Source organism: Streptomyces caniscabiei (assembly GCF_014930365.1).
GTDB classification, from domain to species: domain Bacteria; phylum Actinomycetota; class Actinomycetes; order Streptomycetales; family Streptomycetaceae; genus Streptomyces; species Streptomyces caniscabiei.
In genome coordinates this window covers 372,092-396,466 of the sequence record NZ_JABXWI010000004.1, presented here as the reverse complement: position 1 = coordinate 396,466, position 24,375 = coordinate 372,092, and the positions used below count along the sequence as shown (strand labels likewise).

Sequence of the window (24,375 nt, the reverse complement as noted above, 5' to 3'; positions counted from 1 at the left end):
CACCGGCCTGTTTTCCGAGGTCCCGGGACCCTTGACACCCACCTGTGCGGAAGGCACATTGAGTTGCGCAACCTGAATCGCGTTGCGTAAACAGCAACTCGATCGGCTCGACCGGTCAACAAGGCGGAGGTGCGGCGATGGCGGGACCCCGAGTGGTCATCATCGGAGCGGGAGTCGTGGGAGCGGCTCTCGCGGACGAGATCTCCGCGCGAGGCTGGACCGAGGTGACCGTGGTCGACCAGGGCCCGCTGCCCGCCACCGGGGGCTCCACCTCACACGCCCCGGGCCTGGTCTTCCAGACGAACTCGTCCAAGACGATGACCGAGCTGGCCCGGTACACCGTCGAGAAGTTCTGTTCCCTCGACGTGGACGGCAAGCCCTGCTTCCTCCAGGTCGGCGGCCTCGAGATCGCCACCACCCCCGAGCGCCTGACCGAACTGCGCCGCAGGCACGGCTGGATCACCGCCTGGGGCATCGAGTCCCGCCTCCTCGACGCCGACGAGTGCGTCGAGCGGCACCCGCTCGTCGACCGCGACAAGGTCCTCGGCGGCCTCCTGGTCCCCACCGACGGCCTCGCCAAGGCCGTCCTCGCCGTCGAGGCGCAGATCCGCCGGGCCACCGAGCGAGGCGTGACGTTCCTGGCCCGCCACGAGGTCCTCGACGTCCTGAAGGCCGACGGCGAGGTCACCGGCGTCCTCACCGACCAGGGCGAGATCCCGGCCGACATCGTCGTGTGCTGCGCCGGCATCTGGGGCCCGAAGATCGCCCGCATGGCCGGCATGAACCTCCCGCTGACCCCGCTCGCCCACCAGCTCGCCTGGACCGGCCCCATCCCGGCCCTCGCCGGTCAGACCGAGGAGGCGATCCGGCCGATCCTGCGCCACCAGGACGCCGACCTCTACTACCGCGACCGCTTCGACGGCATCGGCATCGGCTACTACGGCCACCGCCCGATGCCCATCACCGCCGACGAGATCCTCTCCGTGGACGAGGCGAACGACATGCCGTCGGTCATGAAGTTCACCGAGGACGACTTCGCCGACGCCTGGACCGAGACCCAGTCGCTGCTCCCCTCCACCAAGGAGGCGGACATCGAGGAGGGCATCAACGGCCTGTTCTCCTTCACCACCGACAACTTCCCGCTGCTCGGCGAGTCCCCGGACGTCAAGGGCTTCTGGGTCGCCGAGGCCGTCTGGGTCACCCACTCCGCCGGAGTCGGCCGCGCCATGGCCGAATGGCTGGTCGACGGCCACTGCTCCTCCTTCGACCTCCACGAGTGCGACGTCAACCGCTTCGAGCCGCACCAGCTCGCCCCGGAGTACGTCCTGGCCCGCGACTGCCAGAACTTCGTCGAGGTCTACGACATCCTCCACCCCCTCCAGCCCTCCGGGGACCCGCGCCCGATCCGCACCAGCCCCTTCCACGCCCGCCAGAAGGAGCACGGCGCCTTCTTCCTGGAGGCGAACGGCTGGGAGCGCCCCCAGTGGTACGAGGCCAACGCCGGCCTCGTCGAGGGCCGCTCCATCCCCACCCCGGGCGACTGGGCCGCGCAGTTCTGGTCGCCGATCGTCGGAGCCGAGGCCCAGGCCACCCGCGAGACCGTCGCGATGTACGACATGACGGCCCTCAAGCGCCTGGAGGTGAGCGGCCCCGGCGCCGCCGACCTCCTGGAGCGCCTGTGCACCGGCAAGGTCGCCAAGTCCGTCGGCTCGGTCACCTACACCCTCTTCCTCGACCACGACGGCGGCATCCGCAGCGACGTCACCGTCGCCCGCCTCGCCCGCGACACCTTCCAGATCGGCGCCAACGGCAACCTCGACCTGGACTGGATCACCCGCCACCTCCCCGCGGACGGCACGGTCCAGGTCCGCGACATCACCCCCGGCACCTGCTGCATCGGCCTGTGGGGCCCCCTGGCCCGCAAGGTCCTCCAGCCCCTCACCGACGCCGACTTCTCCGGCGACGGCCTGAAGTACTTCCGCGCCAAGCAGGCCTACATCGGCTCGGTGCCCGTCACCGCCATGCGCCTGAGCTACGTCGGCGAACTCGGCTGGGAGCTCTACACCACCGCCGACCAGGGCCAGAAGCTCTGGGACACCCTCTGGGAGGCGGCCAGGCCCCTCGGCGGCGTCATCGCCGGCCGCGGCGCCTTCAACAGCCTCCGCCTGGAGAAGGGCTACCGCTCCTTCGGCACCGACATGACCTACGAGCACGACCCCTACGAGGCCGGCGTCGGCTTCGCCGTCAAGCTCGACAAGGACGACTTCATCGGCAAGGACGCGCTGCTGCGCCGCAAGGAGAACGTCCGGCGCAAGCTGACCTGCCTCGTCGTCGACGACCCCCGCTCGGTCGTCATGGGCAAGGAACCGGTCCTCGACGGCGACCGCCCCGTCGGCTACGTCACCAGCGCCGCCTACGGCTACACCATCGGCAAGGGCATCGCCTACGCCTGGCTCCCGACGGAACTCACGGAACCCGGGACCGCGCTGCACATCGGCTACTTCGACGAGCGCGTACCGGCGGTCGTCACCGAGGAGCCCCTGTTCGACCCCACCATGTCCCGCCTCCGTGGCTGACCCCCAGCCACACATCCGAGGGAAGGAACACCGCCGGTGAACGCACAGTTGCTCGACGGCAAGGCGGCCGCCGCCGACATCCGCCGCGAACTCACGGAGCGCGTGGCCAAGTTGACCGCCACCGGCGGCCGCCCGCCCGGCCTCGGCACCGTCCTCGTCGGCGAGGACCCCGGCAGCCACGCCTACGTCGCCGGCAAGCACCGCGACTGCGCCCAGGTCGGCATCGCCTCCATCCGCCGAGACCTGCCCGCCGACGCCACCCAGCAGCAGGTCGAGGACGTCATCGACGAACTGAACGCCGACCCCGCCTGCACCGGCTACATCGTCCAGCTCCCGCTGCCGCGCCACCTCGACGCCAACGCCGTACTGGAACGCATGGACCCGGCCAAGGACGCCGACGGACTGCACCCCGTCAACCTCGGCCGGCTCACCCTCGGCGTCGACGCCCCGCTGCCGTGCACCCCGCGCGGCATCGTCGAACTCCTGCGCCGCCACGACGTACCGCTCGCCGGCGCCCGGGTCTGCGTGGTCGGCCGGGGCATCACCGTCGGCCGGCCCATCGGCCTGCTGCTCACCCGCCGCTCCGAGAACGCCACCGTCACCCTGTGCCACACCGGCACCAAGGGCCTGGCCTGGCACACCCGCGAGGCGGACATCGTCATCGCGGCGGCCGGCTCACCCGGGCTGATCACCAAGGACATGCTGCGCTCCGGCGCGGCCGTCCTGGACGTCGGCATCACCCGCACCGACCAGGGCCTGGTCGGCGACATCCACCCGGACGCCGCCCAGGTCGCCGGCTGGATCGCGCCGATGCCCGGCGGGGTGGGCCCCATGACCCGCGCGATGTTGCTGGCCAACGTCGTCGAGGCCGCCGAGAGGAACGCCACCGCCGTATGAACGCGCACGTCCCCCCGTACCCGCAGCATCCGCACCTTTCAGAAGACGGAGACGTCCGATGAGCCCCCGCACCCCCGGCGCCGACCTCCCCGAGCACCCCGACTGGCTGTGGCGCGACCCCGAGCCGAAGAAGTCGTACGACGTGGTGATCGTCGGCGGCGGCGGACACGGCCTGGCCACCGCCCACTACCTGGCCAGGAACCACGGCATCACCAATGTCGCCGTGCTGGAGAAGGGCTGGCTCGGCGGCGGCAACATGGCCCGCAACACCACGATCATCCGCTCGAACTACCTGTGGGACGAGAGCGCCGGCATCTACGAGCACGCCCTCAAGCTCTGGGAGGGCCTGGAGGAGGAGCTCGACTACCCGATCCTCTTCTCCCAGCGCGGTGTGCTGAACCTCGCGCACAGCCTCCAGGACGTCCGCGACAGCGTGCGCCGCGTGGAGGCCAACCGTCTCAACGGCGTGGACGCGGAGTGGCTCGACGCCGACGGCGTCAAGGACGTCTGTCCGATCGTCAACATCTCGCCGGACGTGCGCTACCCGGTGCTCGGCGCGACCTACCAGCCGCGCGCGGGCATCGCCAAGCACGACCACGTGGCCTGGGGCCTGGCCCGCTCCGCCGACGCCGCCGGCATCGACATCATCCAGAACTGCGAGGTCACCGGCCTCGACGTGATCGACAACCGGGTCGTCGGCGTCCGTACGACACGGGGCCGCATCGCGGCCGGCAAGGTCGCGCTCTGCTCGGCGGGCCACACCTCGGTCCTCGCCGCGATGGCGGGCATCCAACTCCCGGTCCAGAGCCACCCGTTGCAGGCCCTGGTCTCCGAACTGCTGGAGCCGGTGCACCCCACGGTCGTGATGTCCAACGCCGTCCATGTGTACGTCAGCCAGGCGCACAAGGGCGAGCTGGTGATGGGCGCGGGCATCGACGCGTACAACTCGTACACCCAGCGCGGCGCCTTCCACATCATCGAGGAGCAGATGGCCGCGGCCCTGGAGCTCTTCCCGGTCTTCGCCCGCGCGCACGTCCTGCGCACCTGGGGCGGCATCGTCGACGTCAGTCCCGACGCCTCGCCGATCGTCGGGCTCAGTCCCGTCGACAACCTCTATCTCAACTGCGGCTGGGGGACGGGCGGCTTCAAGGCCACCCCGGGCGTCGGCTGGGTCTACGCCCACACCATCGCCCACGACACCCCGCACGCCCTCAACGCCCCCTTCTCGCTCGACCGTTTCACCACCGGCGCGCTCGTCGACGAGCACGGCGCGGCCGCGGTGGCCCACTAGGGAGCCCCACACATGCTGCTCATCACCTGCCCGTGGTGCGGGCCCCGCGACGAGGCCGAGTTCCACTACGGCGGCCAGGCCCACGTGGCCTACCCCGAGACCCCTTCCGCCCTGTCGGACGAGGAGTGGGCCCGCTACCTCTTCTTCCGCGACAACACCAAGGGCCCCTTCGCCGAACGCTGGAGCCACGCGGCGGGCTGCCGCCGCTGGTTCAACGCGGTCCGCGACACCTCCACGAACGAGATCCTGTCCGTGTACCGCTCGGGCGAGGAACGCCCGGCGACGCCGGAGCCGATGCCGGTCACGTCCCAGCCACGTCCGGCACCACCAGCCCGTCCGGCGTTTGAGGACGAGGCCGTTCAGGCCGAAGGGGGGTCTGGGGGCGCAGCCCCCAGGGACGGGACGGGAAGGGGCGGCGGGGGCGAGACGACCCAGCCCTTCCGCCACCCCACCCGGGGCCGCGTCGACCGGGACACGACCCTCACGTTCACCTTCGACGGCGTCGAGTACCAGGGCCACCGAGGCGACACCCTCGCCTCCGCCCTCCTCGCCAACGGCGTCGTCGAGGCCGGCACCAGCATCAAGCTCGGCCGCCCCCGGGGCATCTTCTCCGCCGGCGTCGAAGAGCCCAACGCGATCATCCAGATCGAGGAACCCTTCCCCGAGCCGATGCTCCCCGCGACGACCGTCGAGCTGTACGACGGCCTGGTCGCGACCAGCCTCCCCGGCCAGGGCCGCCTCGCCACGGAGCCCGACCCCGCCCGTTACGACGCCGTGCACGCCCACTGCGACCTGCTGGTCGTGGGCGCGGGCCCGGCCGGTCTCGCGGCGGCGGCCGCGGCGGCGAACAGCGGCGCCCGGGTCATCCTCGCCGACGACCAGCCGGAACCCGGCGGCAGCCTCCTCGGCACCGCCGAACACCTCGACTGGGTGGGGGAGACCGCCGGCCTGCTCGACGCCGCCCCCGAGGTCCGGGTCCTGCGCCGCACCACCGTCTTCGGCTACTACGACGACAACCACCTCCTCGCCGTCGAGCGCCGCACCAACCACCTCGGCGGCGCGGCCCCGGACGACGTCTCCCGGGAACGCGTCTGGCGCATCCGCGCCCGCCGCGTCGTCCTCGCGACCGGCGCCCACGAACGCTCCCTGGCATTCGCGGACAACGACCGCCCCGGCGTGATGCTGGCCTCCTCGGCCCGCACCCACGTCAACCGCCACGGCGCCCTGCCCGGCCGCCGCGCGGTCGTCCTCACCACCAACGACAGCGCCTACGCGGCGGCCCTGGACCTCGCCTCGGCGGGCGTGGACATCGCGGCGATCGTCGACACCCGCCCCGAACCGGGGCAGTGGGCCGAGCGCGCCACGGCCGCCGGCATCGAGGTCCTGGCCGGGCACGCCGTCACCGGCACCGAGGGCGAGCCCCGCCTCACGGCCGTCAGCGTCGCCCCGTACGGCGAGTCCGCCGGGCGGCGGGAGTTCGCCGCCGACCTGCTGCTGGTCTCCGGCGGCTGGAACCCGGTGGCACACCTGTTCAGCCAGGCCGGCGGCAGGCTCCGCCACGACGAGGCGCTGGGCTCCTTCGTGCCCGACACCTGCCGTCAGGCGGTCGAGGTCGTGGGCGCCGCGAGCGGCCTCTTCGACACCGCGGGCTCCCTCGCCCAGGGTGCCGCCGCCGGTGCCCGCGCGATCGAGGCCGAGGGGTACTCGGCCGAGGCGCCCCGCCTCCCCGCCGTCGCCCCACAGCCTGCCGGTACACCGCCGATGCACGTGTACGTCGTCCCGGGCGACTCGGACGCCCCCCGGTTCGTCGACCTCCAGCGCGACGTCACGGTGGCCGACCTGGCCCGCGCGACCGGCGCCGGGATGCGCTCCGTGGAGCACACCAAGCGGTACACCACCGCGGGCACCGCCAACGACCAGGGCAAGACCTCCGGGGTGCTGGCCAGCGGTGTCGTCGCCGAACTCCTCGGCGTGGACGTCTCCTCCCTCGGTACGACCACCTTCCGCCCGCCGTACACCCCGGTCTCCTTCGCCGCCCTCGCGGGCCGCGACCGGGGCGTGCTCAGCGACCCGGTGCGAACGACCGCCCTGCACGAGTGGCACGTCGGGCACGGCGCGCTGTTCGAGAACGTCGGCCAGTGGAAGCGCCCCTGGTACTACCCCCAGGACGGCGAGGACATGGAGGCCGCCGTGCTGCGCGAGTGCGCCGCCACCCGTGAGGGCGTGGGCTTCATGGACGCCTCCACCCTCGGCAAGATCGACGTCCAGGGCCCGGACGCCGGTGTCTTCCTCGACCTGCTCTACACCAACATGATGAGCACCCTGAAGGTCGGCATGATCCGCTACGGCGTCATGTGTCGCCCGGACGGCATGGTCTTCGACGACGGCACGGTCATCCGGGTCGACCGCGACCGCTTCCTGGTCACGACGACGACCGGCAACGCCGCCACCGTGCTCGACTGGATGGAGGAGTGGCTCCAGACGGAGTGGCCCGAGCTGAAGGTCCACTGCACCTCCGTGACCGAACAGTGGGCCACGGTCGCGCTCGTCGGCCCGAAGTCCCGTGAGGTCATCGGCTCCCTCGCCCCCGGGCTCGCCGTCGCCAACGAGGACTTCCCGTTCATGGCCTGGCGCGAGACCACCGTCGCGGGCATCGAGGCCCGGGTCTGCCGGATCAGCTTCTCCGGTGAACTCGCCTACGAGATCAACGTCTCGCCGTGGGAGGCCCTGACCCTCTGGGAGGCCCTGTACGAGGCCGGCGCCCCGTACGGCATCACCCCGTACGGCACGGAGACCATGCACGTCCTGCGCGCCGAGAAGGGCTACCCGATCATCGGGCAGGACACCGACGGCACCGTCACCCCGCAGGACCTCGGGATGAGCTGGGTGGTCTCCAAGAAGAAGTCGGACTTCGTCGGCAAGCGGTCCTACACCCGCCCCGACACCGTCCGGCCCGACCGCAAGCACCTGGTGGGCCTGCTGCCCGAGGACCCGGGCGACTTCCTCCCCGAGGGCACCCACCTGGTCGCCGACAGCGTGCTGCCGGCCCCGCCCGTCCCGATGCTCGGTCACGTCACCTCCAGCTACCGCAGTGCCGCCCTCGGCCGGACCTTCGCGCTCGCCCTGGTCAAGGGCGGCCGGGACCGCATCGGCGAGCGGCTGTACGCCCCCGTGGGAGACCGGCTGGTCCCCGTGACCGTCGCGAGCCCCGTCCTCTACGACCCCGAGGGAGCCCGCCGCGATGGCTGACACCGCCCTGACCTCCCGGCCCCGCAGCCCGCTCGCCGGGGCCGCCGACCGGCTGGCCGCCGCCACCCGTGCCTCCGGCGGCGCGCTCCGGCTGGCCGAACTGCCCTTCCTCACCCAGCTCGACGTACGCCTCGACGCCAAGGGCGCGGCGGCCGACGCCGTCGGCCTCGCCCTCGGCCTCCAACTGCCGTTGGAGGCCGACACCGTCGCCCGCGCGGGGGAGTTGACCGCGCTGTGGCTCGGGCCCGACGAGTGGCTGCTCGTGGGGCCGCCGGGCGGCGAGCGCGAGCTGGAGAGCCGGATCCGGGAGGCCGCCGGAGAGGAGCACATCTCCGTCACCGACGTCTCCGCGCAGCGCACCACGGTCCTCGTCGCGGGCGCCGCCGCCCGCGATCTGCTGGCCCACGGCTGCGCGCTGGACCTGCACCCGAGGGCCTTCGGTCCCGGGCGCTGCGCCCAGACCACCCTGGCCCGCGCCCAGGTCGTCCTGGTCGCGCGCGAGGAGCCCAGCGCCGGCTTCTGGGTCCTGGTCCGTTCGTCGTTCGCCGGCTATCTGGCCGACTGGCTGCTCGACGCGGCGACGGAGTACGTCTGAGAGACGGAGTACGTCCGAGACATGCCAGTCCCTGTCAGCGCGTCGAAAGTCGGACACCGGTGACCCTCACGGCCCACGCCCCCATCACCTCGTCGCACCCGGGCACGCCGGACGTGCACCCGCCCGGACTGCCGAGGCCCGGACGCACGCTGGTGATGGGCGTCGTGAACGTCACGCCGGACTCGTTCTCCGACGGCGGGCTGTCGTTCGCCGCCGACGCGGCCGTGGCACATGGCCGCGCCCTGCTGGAGCAGGGCGCGGACATCGTGGACGTCGGCGGCGAGTCGACCCGCCCCGGCGCGCCGCGTCCACCCGTCGAGGAGGAACTGCGGCGGGTGCTGCCCGTCGTCCGTGACCTCACGGCGGCGGGCGCCGTCGTGAGCGTCGACACCATGCGGGCCGAGGTCGCCGCCCGTGCGCTGGACGCGGGCGCACGGCTGGTCAACGACGTGTCGGGGGGCCTCGCCGACCCCGCGATGCTGCCCCTGATGGCCCGGGCGGGGGTGCCGTACGTGCTGATGCACTGGCGGGGGCACTCGGCCGGCATGCAGGCGAACGCCGTCTACGGCGATGTCGTCGGCGAGGTGCTCCACGAGCTGCGGCTGAGGATCGACGCGGCCCTGGAGGCGGGTGTCCCGCCGGGTGCGCTGATCGTCGACCCCGGCCTGGGCTTCGCCAAGGAGGCCGAACACAACTGGGAGTTGCTGGGCCGGCTCGGGGAGGTCCGCGCGCTGGGCCGTCCCGTCCTGGTGGGCGCGTCCCGCAAGGCGTTCCTGGGGCGGCTGCTGGCCGACCCGACGACGGGGCAGCCACGCCCGGCGCGGGAGCGCGACGCCGCGACCGCCGCCGTGTCCGTGCTCGCCGCCGCGCAGGGCGCCTGGTGCCTGCGGGTGCACGATGTCGCCTCGACGCTGGACGCGGTACGGGTGACGGCCCGTTGGGGCGCCGAGACGGCGGTGGCGGTGCGGTCGCCGCTGGGGTGAGCGCCGCGCGGGCGGTCAGCCCGGATGGCCCATCCTGCGGCTGATCTCCTCGGCGCCGCGCGTCAGTACGGGCACGAGCTCACGGATGCGTTCCTCCGTGAAGCGGTAGGCCGGGCCGGAGGCGCTGAGCGCGGCGATGACCTCGCCCTCGCGGGAGCGGATCGGGGCCGCCATGGCGTGCAGTCCGATCTCCAGCTCCTCCAGCGTGACCGCGTAGCCGAGTTCGCGCGCCTCGGTGAGGGCCTTCTCCAGCTTCGTCCTGGCCGTCAGCGTGTGCGGCGTCAGCCTGCGCAGCCCGGACGCCTCCAGCACCTCGTCCCGCTCCCGCTCCGGGAGGTGGGCCAGCAGGATCTTGCCGCTGGACGTGGCGTGCACGGGGGTGAGCTGGCCGACCCAGTTGTGGGTGCCGACCGCGCCCGGGCCGCGCACCTGGTGGAGGTTGACCGCGTAGTGCTCCTGGAGCACGGCGATGTTGACGGTCTCGCCGATCTCCTCGCTGAGCCGCTCGCAGACCTGCCGGCCCTGCTGCGTGATGTCGAGCCGGCCGGTGACGGCGCCTGCGAGCCGCACGATGCCGAAGCCGAGCCGGTACTTGCCGCGCTCGGCCGTCTGCTCGACCAGTCCGCGTGCCTCCAGCGCCCCGAGGAGCCGGAAGGCGGTCGACTTGTGGACGTCGATCTCGGCGGCGACCTCGCTGACACCGGCCTCGCCGCGCCGGGCGAGGATCTCCAGCACGCTGACGGCACGGTCGACGGACTGCACTCCGTTCACCGCGGGACCTGCTGTTGCGCCCTCTGCCGCGTAGTTGCTCATGGCGGAACTATAAGCAGTCGTCCCCATGTTCGCACGGGCCCTTCCGTCCGGGGAAGAGGGGCGCCGGACGGTGCGGACAAGTCGGCGCGGCCAACCTCTTGACAGTGGGTGTCCGCGAGGAGACAGTTTGGTCGTCGTTGCTCATAGCGAAGATGGTTGCGCTATATGGAACGCAACGACCGGCGGCTCGGCCACGGTCTCCGTCCGGGCCCGGTGAAGTCCCCCCTCCTTCCTCTCCCCTCCCCTTCCTTCCTCGACGAGGAGATCGACCGTGACACACGAGGTACGCGCCGTCGTCGCCCGCAAGAAGGGCGCCCCGGTCTCGGTGGAGACCGTCCTGGTGCCGGACCCCGGCCCCGGTGAGGCGCTGGTGCGGGTGCAGGCCTGCGGTGTCTGCCACACCGACCTGCACTACCGGGAGGGCGGGATCAACGACGAGTTCCCCTTCCTGCTCGGCCACGAGGCGGCGGGCGTGGTGGAGTCGGTCGGCGAGGGCGTCACCGACGTCGCCCCCGGCGACTTCGTCATCCTCAACTGGCGCGCCGTCTGCGGCACCTGCCGTGCCTGTCGCAGAGGCAGGCCCTGGTACTGCTTCGCCACGCACAACGCCGTCCAGCCCATGACCCTGGCCGACGGCACCCCGCTCTCCCCGGCCCTCGGCATCGGCGCCTTCGCCGAGAAGACCCTGGTCGCCGCCGGACAGTGCACCAAGGTGGACTCCCTGGCCTCGCCGGCCGCCGCCGGGCTCCTCGGCTGCGGTGTGATGGCCGGGTTCGGCGCCGCGGTCAACACCGGGGGCGTGGGACGCGGTGACTCCATCGCGGTGATCGGCTGCGGCGGCGTGGGCATGGCCGCGATCGCGGGCGCCAAGGTCGCCGGCGCGGGCCGCATCATCGCCGTCGACGTCGACGAGCGGAAGCTGAAGTGGGCCGAGCGGTTCGGTGCCACCGACACCGTCGACTCATCGAGGACCGACGCCGTCGAGGCGATCCGCGAACTCACCGGCGGCTTCGGAGCCGACGTAGTCGTGGACGCCGTCGGCCGCCCGGAGACCTTCAAGCAGGCCTTCTACGCCCGCGACCTGGCCGGCACCGCCGTCCTGGTGGGCGTCCCCACGCCCGAGCTGAAGCTCGAACTGCCCCTCCTCGACGTCTTCGGCCGCGGCGGCGCCCTGAAGTCCTCCTGGTACGGCGACTGCCTGCCCTCCCGCGACTTCCCCGCCCTGATCGACCTCTACCTCCAGGGCCGGTTCGACCTGGGCGAGTTCGTCACCGAGACCATCGGCCTGGACGACGTCGAGGCCGCGTTCGCCAAGATGCACCACGGCGACGTCCTGCGTTCGGTGGTGGTCCTGTGACCGCCCGCGTCGAGCGCCTCGTCACCTCCGGCACCTTCGCCCTGGACGGCGGCACCTGGGACGTCGACAACAACGTCTGGCTGATCGGCGACGACGAGGAGGTCCTCGTCGTCGACGCCGCCCATGACGCGGACGTCATCTCGGCCGCCGTCGGCGACCGCCGCCTGGTGGCCATCGTGTGCACCCACGCCCACAACGACCACGTCAACGCCGCCCCGGCCCTGGCCGCCCGCCACGGCGCGCCCATCCTGCTCCACCCCGCCGACACCGTCCTGTGGAAGATGGCGCACGGCGAGGAGGCGCCCGACTTCCGTGAACTGTCCGCGGGCGAGACCCTGCACGTCGCCGGCGTGGAGCTGACGGTGCTGCACACCCCCGGCCACTCGCCCGGCGCGGTCTGCCTCCACGCCCCCGCGCTGAACGCCCTCTTCTCCGGCGACACCCTCTTCCAGGGCGGCCCCGGGGCCACGGGCCGCTCCTTCTCGGACTTCGGCACCATCGTCGCCTCCATCCGGGACCGGCTGCTGACGCTGCCCGCCGACACCACCGTCCACACCGGGCACGGCGACACCACCACGATCGGGGCCGAGGCGCCCCACCTCGACGACTGGATCACCCGCGGCCACTGAACCGCCCGCCACCGCTTCCCGATTCTTCCGAAGGTGACTCGATGACCCTCACGAATCTGCCGCCCAGCCTGATCCCCACGCTGTCCGGCGAGTACTACACGGACCCCGGAGTCTTCGCCCAGGAGCAGGAGCGGGTCTTCGAGGCCATGTGGTTCTGTGTGGCCCGCGCCTCCGAACTGGCCAAGCCCGGCGCCTTCCGCACCTACCAGGTCGGCCGCGAGAGCGTCCTCGTCTCCCGCGCCCGGGACGGCTCGGTCAAGGCCTTCCTCAACATCTGCCGGCACCGCGGGGCCAAGCTCTGCCTGGAGGAGTCGGGCGAGGTCAAGCGGGCCTTCCAGTGTCCGTACCACGCCTGGACGTACGGCCTGGACGGCAAGCTGATCGCCGCGCCGAACCTGACCTCGATGCCGGACATCGACCGGACCGAGTACGGCCTGGTCAACGTCCATGTGCGGCAGTGGCTCGGCTATGTGTGGGTGTGCCTGGCCGACGAGCCGCCGTCCTTCGAGGCCGACGTGCTGGGCGCGGTGGTCGAGCGGCTGGGCGACCTGGAGTCGATCGAGCGGTACGACATCGACAACCTCTCCGTGGGCCGCCGGATCACGTACGACGTGAAGGCGAACTGGAAGCTCATCATCGAGAACTTCATGGAGTGCTACCACTGTGCCACGATCCATCCCGAACTGACCGAGGTGCTGCCGGAGTTCGCGGACGGGTACGCCGCCCAGTACTACGTGGGCCATGGCGCGGAGTTCGGCGATGAGGTGCAGGGCTTCACCGTCGACGGTTCCGAGGGGCTGGACCGTATCCCCGGCGTCGCCGAGGACCAGGACCGTCGCTACTACGCGATCACCGTCCGGCCCCAGGTGTTCATCAACCTCGTCCCCGACCATGTGATCTTCCACCGCATGTACCCGATGGCGGCCGACCGCACGATCGTGGAGTGCGACTGGCTGTATCTGCCGCACGTCGTCGAGAGCGGCAAGGACGTGGAGCGTTCGGTGGAGCTCTTCCACCGGGTCAACCAGCAGGACTTCGACGCCTGCGAGCGCACCCAGCCGGCGATGAGCTCGAAGGCGTACGCCAAGGGCGGTGTGCTGGTGCCCAGCGAGCACCACATCGGCGAGTTCCACACCTGGCTCCAGAACAAGCTCGACGTCGGACCCGCGCACTGACCCACCGTCCCCACCCCCTTGACACCCCCGAATTCCACCGAAACCATGTTGCGCATAACGCCTGTCGTTGTGCCATGTGAGACATCCTCTCGTCTGGAGCCCGCATGAGGAGCATCACCGTCGTCGGAGCGTCGCTGGCCGGCCTGAGCACGGTCCGCGCGCTGCGCGCAGAGGGGTACGACGGCGAGATCGTCGTCGTGGGGGAGGAACGGCACGCTCCCTACGACCGTCCGCCGCTGTCCAAGGACTTCCTCAAGGGCGAGGTCGACGCCGACGCGCTCGCCCTCGGCGACCCCGACGAGTACGACGCCCTGGACGTCCACTGGCTGCTCGGCGAACGGGCGGTGCGTCTCGACCCCGCCGCCCGGACCATCACCCTGACCGGGGGCCGGCAGGTGCGCACCCACGGCGTGGTCGTGGCCACCGGAGCGAGCCCGCGCAGCCTCCCCGGCTCCGACGGGCTGGCCGGCGTCCACACCCTGCGCACCCTCGACGACGCCCTCGCCCTGCGGTCCGAGCTGCTGACCGGCCTGCCCAGGCTCGTCGTCATCGGCGCCGGCTTCATCGGCGCCGAGGTGGCCTCCACGGCCCATCGGCTCGGGCTGCACGTCACCGTCGTCGAGGCGGCCGAGGTGCCGCTGGAGCGCCAACTCGGCCGCGAGATGGGCCTGGTCTGCTCCTCCCTGCACACCGATCACGGCGTCGACCTGCTGTGCGGCACCGGCGTCGCCGAACTCCTCGGCGAGGACCGCGTCACCGGGGTACGGCTGGCGGACGGCCGGGTGCTGCCCGCCGACGTCGTCGTGGTCGGCGTGGGCGTCCGGCCCAACACCGACTGGCTCGCCGGCTCCGGAGTGCTGGTGGACGACGGCGTGGTGTGCGACCCGGGATGCGCGACCACCGTCCCCGACGTCGTCGCCGTCGGCGACGTGGCCCGCTGCCCCCACCCGTTCACCGGACGGCACGCGCGCGTCGAACACTGGAGCAACGCCACCGAGCAGGCGAAGACCGCCGCCCGCACCCTGCTGACCGGCGTGCCCGCGCCCGCCCCGCTCACCGCCCCGTACTTCTGGTCCGACCAGTACCGCACCCGCATCCAGCTCGCCGGGTACGTCGCCCCGGGCGCCGTGCCCGAGGTCGTCGAGGGCGACATCGACAGCCGTACCTTCACGGCCGTCTACCGATACGGGGGCGACGCCGTGGCCGTGCTCTCCCTCAACCAGCCGAAGTTCTTCAACCGGCTCCGCCGCACACTCGTCCCCGTCGCCGCGGTCGCCCTGTCCTGAGCGCCCCGCTCGCGGGCGTCGTCCCGGGGCACCGTCTCGTGAGCGTCCCGTCCCCGCTCCTTCCTCCGGAACCCGCACAGGAGACCGCTGATGACCCTGTTCAACCAGTCCCTGCACGATCTCGACCCCGAGGTCGCCGCCGCCGTCGACGCCGAACTGAACCGCCAGCAGTCCACCCTGGAGATGATCGCCTCGGAGAACTTCGCTCCCGTCGCGGTCCTGGAGGCGCAGGGCTCGGTCCTCACCAACAAGTACGCCGAGGGCTACCCGGGCCGCCGCTACTACGGCGGCTGCGAGCACGTCGACGTCGCCGAACAGGTGGCCATCGACCGGGTGAAGGACCTCTTCGGCGCCGAGTACGCCAATGTCCAGCCGCACTCCGGGGCTTCCGCCAACCAGGCCGCGCTGTTCGCGCTGGCCCAGCCCGGCGACACGATCCTGGGTCTGGACCTGGCGCACGGCGGCCACCTCACCCACGGGATGCGGCTGAACTTCTCGGGCAAGCAGTTCGAGGTCGTCGCCTACCACGTGGACACCGCGACCGGTCTGGTCGACATGGCGGAGCTGGAGCGCCTCGCCAAGGAGCACAGCCCGAAGGTGATCATCGCGGGCTGGTCGGCGTACCCGCGGCAGCTGGACTTCGCGGAGTTCCGCCGGATCGCCGACGAGGTCGGCGCCCATCTGTGGGTGGACATGGCGCACTTCGCCGGTCTGGTCGCGGCCGGGCTGCACCCCAACCCGGTGCCCTACGCCGACGTGGTCACCTCCACCACCCACAAGACCCTCGGCGGACCGCGCGGCGGCATCATCCTGGCGAAGAAGGAGTTCGCCAAGAAGCTGAACTCGTCCGTCTTCCCGGGCTTCCAGGGCGGTCCGCTGGAGCACGTCATCGCGGCCAAGGCGGTGTCCTTCAAGATCGCGGCGTCGGAGGAGTTCAAGGAGCGTCAGCGGCGCACCGTCGAGGGCGCGAAGATCCTCGCCGAGCGGCTGACGGCCCCGGACGCCCGCGAGGCCGGCGTCGACGTGCTCTCCGGCGGCACCGACGTCCACCTCATCCTCGTCGACCTGCGCCACTCCGAACTGGACGGACAGCAGGCCGAGGACCGCCTCCACGAGGTCGGCATCACCGTCAACCGCAACGCCGTCCCCAACGACCCGCGCCCGCCGATGGTCACCTCAGGCCTGCGCATCGGCACCCCCGCCCTGGCCACCCGCGGCTTCACCGCCGAGGACTTCACCGAGGTCGCCGACGTCATCGCCGAGACCCTCAAGCCGTCCTACGACGCGGAGGCGCTCAAGGCCCGGGTCAAGGTCCTCGCCGACAAACACCCCCTGTACCCCGGCCTGTAACCGACAACCTCCCTAGCGGGCGTGCCGTCACCGGCGGCACGCCCTCTCCAGACCCACGGAGCGTGGCGTGGCAATCAGCGTCTTCGACCTGTTCTCCATCGGCATCGGCCCGTCCAGTTCGCACACCGTGGGCCCGATGCGCGCCGCCGGGATGTTCGTCAGGCGGCTGAAGCAGGACGGAGCGCTGGCCCAGACCGCAACCGTGCGGGCGGAGTTGTTCGGTTCCCTCGGTGCCACCGGCCACGGCCATGGCACCCCCAAGGCGGTCCTGCTCGGCCTGGAGGGCAACGAGCCGCACACCGTCGACGTCGCCCGGGCCGACCTGGACGTCGAGCGGATCCGCGCCACCGGACGCATCCACCTCCTCGGCGCCGAGATCGGCCCCGCCCACGAGATCGGTTTCGACACCGCGAACGACCTGGTCCTGCACCGCAGGCGCTCACTGCCGTACCACGCCAACGGCATGATCCTCTCCGCCCACGACGCCGACGGGGCACCGCTGCTGCAGAAGACGTACTACTCCGTCGGCGGCGGTTTCGTGGTCGACGAGGAAGCCGCCGGCGCGGACCGGATCAAGCTCGACGACACCGTGCTGCCCCACCCGTTCAGCACCGGCGACGAACTGCTGCGGCTCACCCGGGAGACCGGCCTGTCGATCTCCGCGCTGATGCTGGAGAACGAGAAGGCCTGGCGCACCGAGGAGGAGATACGCACGGGCCTGCTGGAGATCTGGCACGTCATGGAGGCCTGTATCGCCCGCGGCCTCGGCCGTGAGGGCATCCTCCCCGGCGGCCTGAAGGTCCGTCGCCGGGCAGCCGCGGCCGCGCGCGCCCTGCGCAGCGAGGGCGACCCGCTGGCCCGTGCCATGGAGTGGATCACGCTCTACGCGATGGCCGTGAACGAGGAGAACGCCGCCGGGGGCCGCGTCGTCACCGCGCCGACCAACGGCGCGGCCGGCATCATCCCCGCCGTCCTCCACTACTTCCTGGAGTTCGTGCCGGGCGCCGACGACGACGGCATCGTGCGCTTCCTGCTCGCGGCCGGCGCGATCGGACTGCTCTTCAAGGAGAACGCCTCCATCTCCGGCGCCGAGGTCGGCTGCCAGGGCGAGGTCGGCTCCGCCTGCTCCATGGCCGCCGGCGGACTCGCCGAAGTCCTCGGCGGCAGCCCCGAACAGGTCGAGAACGCCGCCGAGATCGGCATGGAACACAACCTCGGCCTCACCTGCGACCCCGTCGGCGGCCTCGTCCAGATCCCCTGCATCGAACGCAACGGCATGGCCGCGGTGAAGGCGGTCACCGCCGCCCGCATGGCGCTGCGCGGCGACGGCCGGCACCACGTCTCCCTCGACAAGGTCATCAAGACCATGAAGGAGACGGGCGCCGACATGAAGGTCAAGTACAAGGAGACCGCCCGCGGCGGCCTCGCCGTCAACGTCATCGAGTGCTGAGCCCCGTAGGGCACCGGCTGCGGCCTCGACGGCAGAACTGGGAGTGAGGCCATGGGACGGGTCACCGAACGACGGCGCGTGCTGCGGATCCGCGACGGGGAGGCGAGCACCCGCCCCGACACGCTGGTGGCGGAGGAGCCGATGGAGATCCGCCTGGGCGGCAGACCTCTCGCCGTCACCATGCGCACGCCCGGTGACGACTTCGCCCTCGCCGCGGGGTTCCTGGTGAGCGAGGGCGTCGTCAGCCGGGCCTCGGACGTGGCGAACATCGTGTACTGCGCGGGCGCCACCCAGGACGGCCGCAACACCTACAACGTCGTCGACGTCCGACTCGCCCCCGGCGTGCCGCTGCCCGACATCACGCTGGAGCGCAACGTCTACACGACGTCGTCCTGCGGCCTGTGCGGGAAGGCCAGCCTCGACGCCGTACGGACCACCGCGGCCTGGCCGATCGCCGACACGCCCCCGGTCCGGCTCACCCCCGGCCTGCTGGCCCTCCTGCCCGACCGGCTGCGGGCCGCGCAACGGGTGTTCGACCGGACCGGCGGACTGCACGCCGCCGGGCTGTTCTCGCCCGAGGGTGAACTGCTGGACCTGCGGGAGGACGTCGGCCGGCACAACGCCGTCGACAAACTCGTCGGCCGCGCCCTCCGGTCCGGCGGGCTGCCGCTGTCCCGGACCGTCCTGCTGGTCTCCGGACGCGCGTCCTTCGAACTCGCGCAGAAGGCCGTCATGGCGGGCATCCCCGTACTGGCGTCCGTCTCCGCGCCGTCCTCCCTCGCGGTGGACCTGGCCACGGAGACCGGACTCACCCTCGTCGGCTTCCTGCGCGGCGGCTCCATGAACGTGTACGCGGGCGAACACCGCCTCGACCTGGGGGCCGGCGGCGACACCGGGTCCGGGGCAGAAGTGGGGGCCGGTGCCGAGGCCGAGGCGGGCGCCGGGGGCGAAGCCGGTGCGCGGGTCGCGGCCGGAGCCGACGCATGACCGGGCGCGACGGGCCGCGCCGCATCGCCATGGTCAGCGTCCACACATCACCGCTGCACCAGCCGGGCACCGGCGACGCGGGCGGGATGAACGTCTACGTCGTCGAGCTCGCCAGACGCCTCGCCGCCCTCGGCATCGAGGTGGAGATCTTCACCCGGGCCACCTCCGCCGCGCTCCCGCCCGCCGTCGCACTCGCCCCCGGCGTCCTGGTCCGGCACGTGACCGCCGGCCCCTACGAGGGACTGGCCAAGGAGAACCTGCCCGCCCACCTGTGTGCCTTCGCGCACGGCCTCACACGCGCCTGGGCCGGACATCCCGCCGGCCACTACGACCTGGTGCACTCCCACTACTGGCTCTCCGGCCACGTGGGTCGGCTCGCCGCCGAAGCGTGGGGCGTCCCCCTCGTCCACACCATGCACACCATGGCCCGGGTCAAGAACGCCTCCCTCGCCGAGGGCGACACCCCCGAACCCGCCGCCCGGGTGCTGGGCGAGACCGAGATCGTACGGGCCGCCGACCGGCTGGTGGCCAACACCCGCGAGGAGGCCGACGAACTGCTGCGCCACTACGACGCCGACAGCGGCCGGGTGGCCGTCGTCCATCCCGGGGTCGACCTGGACCGCTTCCGGCCCGACGCCCGTGGCATCGCGGCCGGGCGCGGGGCGGCCCGCGCCCGTCTCGGGCTGCCCGAACACGCGCTGATCCCGCTGTTCGTGGGCCGCATCCAGCCACTGAAGGCGCCCGACGTCCTGCTGCGGGCGGTGGCCCGGCTGCTGACGCAACGGCCCCGGCTGCGCGAGCGGTTGGTGGTGCCCGTGGTGGGCGGGCCGAGCGGCAGCGGACTGACCGAACCGGAAGCGCTGCAGAAGCTCGCGGCCCGGCTCGGGATCGCGGACGTGGTGCTGTTCCGGCCGCCGGTCGACCAGGACCGGCTCGCCGACTGGTACCGGGCCGCGTCCGTCCTCGTCATGCCCTCCCACAGCGAGTCCTTCGGCCTGGTGGCCGTCGAGGCCCAGGCCTGCGGCACCCCGGTGATCGCCGCCCGGGTCGGCGGCCTGCCGGTGGCCGTACGCGACGGGGCGAGCGGAGTGCTCGTACCCGGTCACGACCCCGCCGACTACGCGCGGGCGCTCTCCGGCTTCGCCGACGACCCCGCCCGCGCGGCCCGCATGAACGAGGCGGCCGTCCGCCACGCCCGCTCCTTCGGCTGGGCCTCGTCCGCCGCGGCGACGGCCGAGGTGTACACCTCCGCCCTCCGCGAACGCCGTGGCACACGCCCCGCGGCTCACCACCACGCCCGGGCCACCGCGGCACGTCCCGGCCGCTGACGGGGACCCGAGAGCACCCGCTCGGCACAGGGCTCGGAAGAGGCATCGGGGCGGCACACTCACCGGCACCTCGGCGTGCGCCGGAAGCTACCCGCCGACGTTCACCCACCCCGCAGCCATGGGTTGGTAAGGCTTGCCTTATATTGTGATCGTTCCGCCCTCCGCAAGACAGGACCACCATGCGCACCACCCCCCGCCGCCTCCTGGCAGCCCTCACCCTCACCCCGCTGCTGGCCGGTTGCTTCGCCGCAGGCGAGGAGGGGGCCGGCGCGAGCGACGGGCCCGGAGGCGCGGGCCGTCTGCGGGTGGCCCTCGCCGTGCCGCCGGTCCAGGCCCTGTCGCCGTACAGCAACGACGCCACCGTGCTCAGCAAGCTCTCCGTCGCCGAAGGTCTCACCGCCCTGGACGAGGACGGCGCCGCAGCACCCGCCCTGGCGAAGTCCTGGACCCGGAAGAACGCCACGACCTGGGTCTTCGAGCTGCGCGAGGCCACGTTCCAGGACGGCACCGACGTCACCGCCGAGTCGGTGGTGAACGCCCTCGACCACGCGAACGGGGCCGAGACCAAGCCGCGCGTACTGAGCGACATGTCGCTCACCGCCGAGGCCGACGACGCCGACACCGTCACCGTCACCACCAAGTCCGCCGACCCCGTCCTCCCGCTGCGGCTCGCCAGCCCCGCCCTCGGCATCCTCGCCGAGAAGGCGTACGCCGACGACGGCACCGTCAGCCCCGTGGGCACCGGCACCGGCCCCTTCGAGATCACCCGGCTCACCGGAAAGACGAAGGCCGCGCTCAGCCGCTACGACGGGTACTGGGGCGGCAAGGCCAAGGCGTCCGGCATCGATGTCACCTGGATCGCCGACGGCACCGCCCGCGCCAACGCCCTGCGCGGCGGCGACGTCGACATAGCCGAGTGGATCCCCACCGCCCAGGCCAAGCTCCTCGACGAGAGCACCCGTCACGAAGTGCCCTCCGTGCGCACCGACAGCCTCGTCCTCAACACCGGCAGCGGCCTCTTCACCGACGCCGGCCTGCGCGCCGCCGCCCGTGAGGCGGTGGACGGCCAAGTCCTCGTCGACTCCGTCTTCGGCGGCTACGCCGACCCCGCGCAGGGCCTGTTCGGACCGGCCGTCCCCTGGGCCGCCGACCGGCGGGTCGAGGTGACCGGCCGGGCGAAGGCCGCGACCACCGCACAGGTGAAGGCCGAGACGAAGGGCAGGACCCTGCGCCTGGCCACGTACACCAACCGCGCCGAACTCCCCGAGGCCGCCACCGTCCTCCAACAGCAGCTGGAGAAGGCCGGGTTCACGGTGAAGCAGGACGTGCGCGAGTACACCCAGATGGAGGCAGACCTCCTCGCGGGCGAGTACGACGCCCTCGTCTTCTCCCGGGTCACGCTCCTCGACACCGGCGACGCGGTCGCCTACCTCGCCAGCGACTACACCGGTTCCGGCGTCTACAACATCGCCGGCCTGAAGGACGCCGCGGTCGACCGGGCCGTCGAGTCCGCCGCCGGGGAGGGCGACACGGCCGAGCGGCAGAAGAAGGTCATGCGGGCCGAGGCGGAGATCCTGCGCACCGACGCCGTCGTGCCCCTGGTCCACGAGAAGGTCGTCCAGGGCATCTCCGACGACGTCGAGGGCGTCCTCCTCGACCCCCGCGAGCGCTCGCTGGTCGACGTCGACACCCGGCTGAAGTAAGCCGCCGATGAGCAGCACGTCGACGGCCGGCGCCCACGGCCCGCCCACCCGATGGCGGGCGGGCGCCGGCCGCCTCGCCGCCGGAACGGCCCTCCTGACGGCCGTGGCCTTCCTGCCGTGGCTGTCCGGCGTCGACCCCGCCCTGACCGTGCTGCGCGCCCGCGCCGCCGACCAGGACCCGACCCCGTCCCAGCTGTCCGCCGTACGCGAGCGACTGGGTCTGGACGAGGGGCCGTCGGCCCATCTCGGGCACTGGCTGAACGGACTGGCGCACGGCGACGCGGGCACCTCCTGGGTGTCGGGCGAACCGGTACTGCCCCAGGTGACGACGGCCCTCGCGGTCTCCGTCACGCTCATGCTCGGCGCGCTGGCGGTCACGATCGCGGTGGCCGCGACGGTCTGCGCCCGCACCCTCTACCTCGGATCCCGTCGAAGGCTGCGACAGAAGCCGGCGGGCACCGCGGCCGCCGTGCCGGCCGCACTGCCCAAGTTCCTGCTGGCCTCGCTGCTCGCGACGGTCTTCGGGGTGTGGCTCGGCTGGTTCCCCTCCCAGGGCTGGGAGGGGCCGCGGTCGATGGTGCTGCCCGCTCTCGCCCTCGGCATCCCCTCCGGCGCCATGATCGGAGGGCTGCTCGACCAGGCCCTGCCCGCCGCCTTCAACGAACCCTGGGCACGCACCTGGCGCGCCCACGGCCTCGCGAACGGCCGCATCGCGCGCACGGCACTGCGCAGCGCCCTCGCCGGGGTCCTCCCGCAACTCCTGCCGACCGTCGTCGCCCTGGTCGGCGGCGCGGTCGCGGTCGAGAAGATCTTCAACATCCCCGGGCTCGGCCGTCTCTCACTGGACGCGGCCACGGCCCAGGACATGCCGCCGCTCCAGACGGCGACCCTGACCCTGGTGCTGCTCGGCGTCTGCGCCGGCCTCCTGATCCAGGTCCTGCGGCACGCCCTGCTCGGTCCCGCCCTGCGGGACGGTGCCCTGCCCGCCCTGCACCCGCCCCGGCTCCCCCGATCACGATCGCTGCCCTGGGTCGTCGGACTCTGTGCCACGACCCTCCTCGCCGTGGTCGTGGCCGGCCTCCTGCGGGACCCGTCGCACGTCGAGACGACGGCGAGGCTGCTGCCCCCGTCCCTCGCGCACCCTCTCGGCACCGACTCGCTCGGCCGCGACCTGCTGGCCCGGCTCGGTCACGGAGCCCTGCGTACGGTCGGTGTGGCGCTCGCGGTCACGGTGGTCAGCGCCGTCGTCGGACTGGTGATCGGCTCGACCGCCCAACTGGGGGCGGGCCTGACCGAAGTGGTCTCGACGATGCCGGCCGTCCTCGCCGGACTGCTCACCACCGCCGTGACCGGCCCGTCGGTCCTGGGCGCCGCGTGCGCGGTGTGCGTGGTGGCCTGGACGCCGTACGCCGCCCAGACCGCCGCCCTGCTGGAACAGGAACGGGCCAGCGGCCACCTCCTCGCGTCGATCTCCTTCGGCGCGGGTCCCTCCTACCTGCTCCGTCACCACCTGCTGCCCGCGGTCGTGCCCGCCCTGGTGCGCAACGCCCTGCTCCGCCTGCCCACCACGGTCCTCGTCCTCGCCTCCCTCGGCTTCCTCGGTCTGGGCGAACAGCCGCCCACGCCCGAGTGGGGCCGCCTCCTCTCGGAGAACCAGCCCTACGCGGAACTGGCCCCCTGGACCGTCCTGGGCCCGTCCGCCGCCCTCGTCCTCCTCTCGGTCCTCGCCATCTCCACCACGACCTGGAGCCGCGGCAGGCCCCGGGGCGCGGCCGGGGTCACGGCTTCCGCGCCACCGCCCCCAACTGCGGTACGGCGGTGGGCTCGTCACCGGGGTCGGGACGCCACAGCGAACAGCTGACGAGGCCCGGGTCCAGGAGGGTGAGCCCGTCGAAGTAGCGGGCGATCTCCGCGGCGCCGCGCGCGGTGACCGGCGGCTCGGCGTGCGTGTTCCAGAACTCCATCGCCTCCAGCTGGAGTTCGCCGCCGAGTGCGGGCTCGGTGGTGGGGTGCGTCAGCACGAGGAAGCTGCCGGGGGCGAGCGGTTCGAGGAGCCGTCTGGCGATGGCGCGGGCCTCGCTGTCGTCGAGGACGAAGTTGAGGATGCCGAGCAGCATCAGCGCGACGGGCTCGCCGAGGTCGAGGGTCTCTCGGGCGCTGCGCAGGATCGTGTCCGGGTCATGGGCGTCGGCGTCGATGTAGGCCGCGACGCCCTCGTCGGTGCTGGTCAGCCGGGTGCGGGCGTACGAGAGCACGACCGGGTCGTTGTCGACGTACACGATCCTCGACGAGGGCGCGACGCGCTGGGCGATCTCGTGGGTGTTCTCCAGCGCGGGCAGCCCGGTGCCGATGTCGAGGAACTGGCGCATCCCCCGCTCCTCGGCCAGATGGCGCACCGCGCGGACGAGGAACCGCCGGTCGGCGGAGGCGATGTCCCGGATGACGGGGATCAGACCGGCGACGTGATCCCCGACCTGACGGTCGACCTCGTAGTTGTCCGTGCCGCCCTGCCAGTGGTTCCAGACGCGGGCGTTGTGCGCCGTGGTGGTGTCGGGGATTCCGGATGCGGGGCCGGCGGCCTCGTTCTCGCTCACATGGTCCTCTCCTGGCACGCCCAAGGATGCGATGTCGGTGGGCAGTTGGGGCCCGTGTGGCGTGACATGGCGTCATTGTGCCGCCGATCTTCCCCCGGTGTTCGCGCACACC

The 24,375-nt window shown here is 72.5% G+C and carries 18 protein-coding genes; 16 read left to right on the top strand and 2 right to left on the bottom strand.

Annotated elements, in window-relative coordinates; translation table 11 throughout:
• Nucleotides 1–137: 137 nt before the first annotated feature.
• The 6 genes from HW837_RS13500 to folP are packed head-to-tail and all read left to right on the top strand — an operon-like array spanning nt 138 to nt 9,591.
• The gene (locus tag HW837_RS13500) at nt 138–2,576 is read left to right on the top strand and encodes a GcvT family protein (RefSeq protein ID WP_193379662.1); all 2,439 of its coding nucleotides are present in this window, start codon (nt 138–140) and stop codon (nt 2,574–2,576) included.
• Between the two features lie 36 nt (nt 2,577–2,612).
• Entirely contained in the window at nt 2,613–3,473 is an 861-nt protein-coding gene (locus HW837_RS13495; RefSeq protein ID WP_045561280.1) for a bifunctional methylenetetrahydrofolate dehydrogenase/methenyltetrahydrofolate cyclohydrolase, read from the top strand.
• Nucleotides 3,474–3,531: 58 nt separating this feature from the next.
• Nucleotides 3,532–4,764, top strand: a complete 1,233-nt coding sequence (locus tag HW837_RS13490; RefSeq protein WP_045561279.1) for a sarcosine oxidase subunit beta family protein — start codon at nt 3,532–3,534, stop codon at nt 4,762–4,764.
• Between the two features lie 12 nt (nt 4,765–4,776).
• Nucleotides 4,777–8,013, top strand: coding sequence for a sarcosine oxidase subunit alpha family protein (locus HW837_RS13485; protein ID WP_045561278.1), 3,237 nt, complete (start codon nt 4,777–4,779; stop codon nt 8,011–8,013).
• The gene (locus HW837_RS13480) at nt 8,006–8,608 is read left to right on the top strand and encodes a sarcosine oxidase subunit gamma (protein ID WP_093792915.1); all 603 of its coding nucleotides are present in this window, start codon (nt 8,006–8,008) and stop codon (nt 8,606–8,608) included. The genes HW837_RS13485 and HW837_RS13480 overlap by 8 nt, the downstream gene beginning before the upstream one ends.
• 59 nt (nt 8,609–8,667) lie before the next feature.
• Nucleotides 8,668–9,591 carry a dihydropteroate synthase gene (gene folP / locus HW837_RS13475; protein ID WP_443033200.1) on the top strand — a complete coding sequence of 308 codons (924 nt, stop codon included), beginning with the start codon at nt 8,668–8,670 and terminating at the stop codon, nt 9,589–9,591.
• Between the two features lie 15 nt (nt 9,592–9,606).
• Here the strand turns inward: folP and HW837_RS13470 are convergent, their stop codons facing one another.
• The gene (locus tag HW837_RS13470; RefSeq protein ID WP_045561276.1) at nt 9,607–10,404 is read right to left on the bottom strand and encodes an IclR family transcriptional regulator; all 798 of its coding nucleotides are present in this window, start codon (nt 10,402–10,404) and stop codon (nt 9,607–9,609) included.
• 271 nt (nt 10,405–10,675) lie between these two features.
• On the opposite strand from HW837_RS13470, the gene HW837_RS13465 reads away from it, so the two are divergent.
• From HW837_RS13465 to HW837_RS13420, 10 genes are all read left to right on the top strand, one after another.
• Entirely contained in the window at nt 10,676–11,761 is a 1,086-nt protein-coding gene (locus tag HW837_RS13465; RefSeq protein ID WP_045561275.1) for an S-(hydroxymethyl)mycothiol dehydrogenase, read from the top strand.
• Nucleotides 11,758–12,390: an MBL fold metallo-hydrolase gene (locus HW837_RS13460; protein ID WP_093792909.1), complete on the top strand. Its 633-nt coding sequence runs from the start codon at nt 11,758–11,760 to the stop codon at nt 12,388–12,390. Before HW837_RS13465 ends, HW837_RS13460 begins: the two co-directional genes overlap by 4 nt.
• A 41-nt stretch (nt 12,391–12,431) precedes the next feature.
• A complete protein-coding gene (locus HW837_RS13455; protein WP_193379663.1) occupies nt 12,432–13,565 on the top strand; it encodes an aromatic ring-hydroxylating oxygenase subunit alpha in 1,134 nt (377 codons plus the stop codon).
• A 104-nt stretch (nt 13,566–13,669) separates the two neighbouring features.
• Complete coding sequence (locus tag HW837_RS13450) at nt 13,670–14,851, top strand: NAD(P)/FAD-dependent oxidoreductase (RefSeq protein WP_193379664.1); 1,182 nt, start codon at nt 13,670–13,672, stop codon at nt 14,849–14,851.
• Nucleotides 14,852–14,941: 90 nt separating this feature from the next.
• Complete coding sequence (gene glyA, locus HW837_RS13445; RefSeq protein WP_193379665.1) at nt 14,942–16,201, top strand: serine hydroxymethyltransferase; 1,260 nt, start codon at nt 14,942–14,944, stop codon at nt 16,199–16,201.
• A gap of 67 nt (nt 16,202–16,268) precedes the next feature.
• Complete coding sequence (locus HW837_RS13440) at nt 16,269–17,651, top strand: L-serine ammonia-lyase (RefSeq protein ID WP_193379666.1); 1,383 nt, start codon at nt 16,269–16,271, stop codon at nt 17,649–17,651.
• Between the two features lie 51 nt (nt 17,652–17,702).
• A complete protein-coding gene (fdhD, locus tag HW837_RS13435; protein WP_193382313.1) occupies nt 17,703–18,638 on the top strand; it encodes a formate dehydrogenase accessory sulfurtransferase FdhD in 936 nt (311 codons plus the stop codon).
• Nucleotides 18,635–19,966, top strand: coding sequence for a D-inositol-3-phosphate glycosyltransferase (gene mshA / locus HW837_RS13430; protein WP_193379667.1), 1,332 nt, complete (start codon nt 18,635–18,637; stop codon nt 19,964–19,966). The genes fdhD and mshA overlap by 4 nt, the downstream gene beginning before the upstream one ends.
• A gap of 179 nt (nt 19,967–20,145) precedes the next feature.
• The gene (locus tag HW837_RS13425) at nt 20,146–21,669 is read left to right on the top strand and encodes an ABC transporter substrate-binding protein (RefSeq protein ID WP_045561268.1); all 1,524 of its coding nucleotides are present in this window, start codon (nt 20,146–20,148) and stop codon (nt 21,667–21,669) included.
• Nucleotides 21,670–21,676: 7 nt separating this feature from the next.
• Entirely contained in the window at nt 21,677–23,530 is a 1,854-nt protein-coding gene (locus tag HW837_RS13420; protein ID WP_193382312.1) for an ABC transporter permease subunit, read from the top strand.
• Here the strand turns inward: HW837_RS13420 and HW837_RS13415 are convergent.
• Nucleotides 23,448–24,263 (bottom strand): SAM-dependent methyltransferase, encoded by an 816-nt coding sequence (locus HW837_RS13415; protein WP_193382311.1) that lies wholly within the window; start codon nt 24,261–24,263, stop codon nt 23,448–23,450. The genes HW837_RS13420 and HW837_RS13415 overlap by 83 nt on opposite strands.
• Nucleotides 24,264–24,375: the final 112 nt, after the last annotated feature.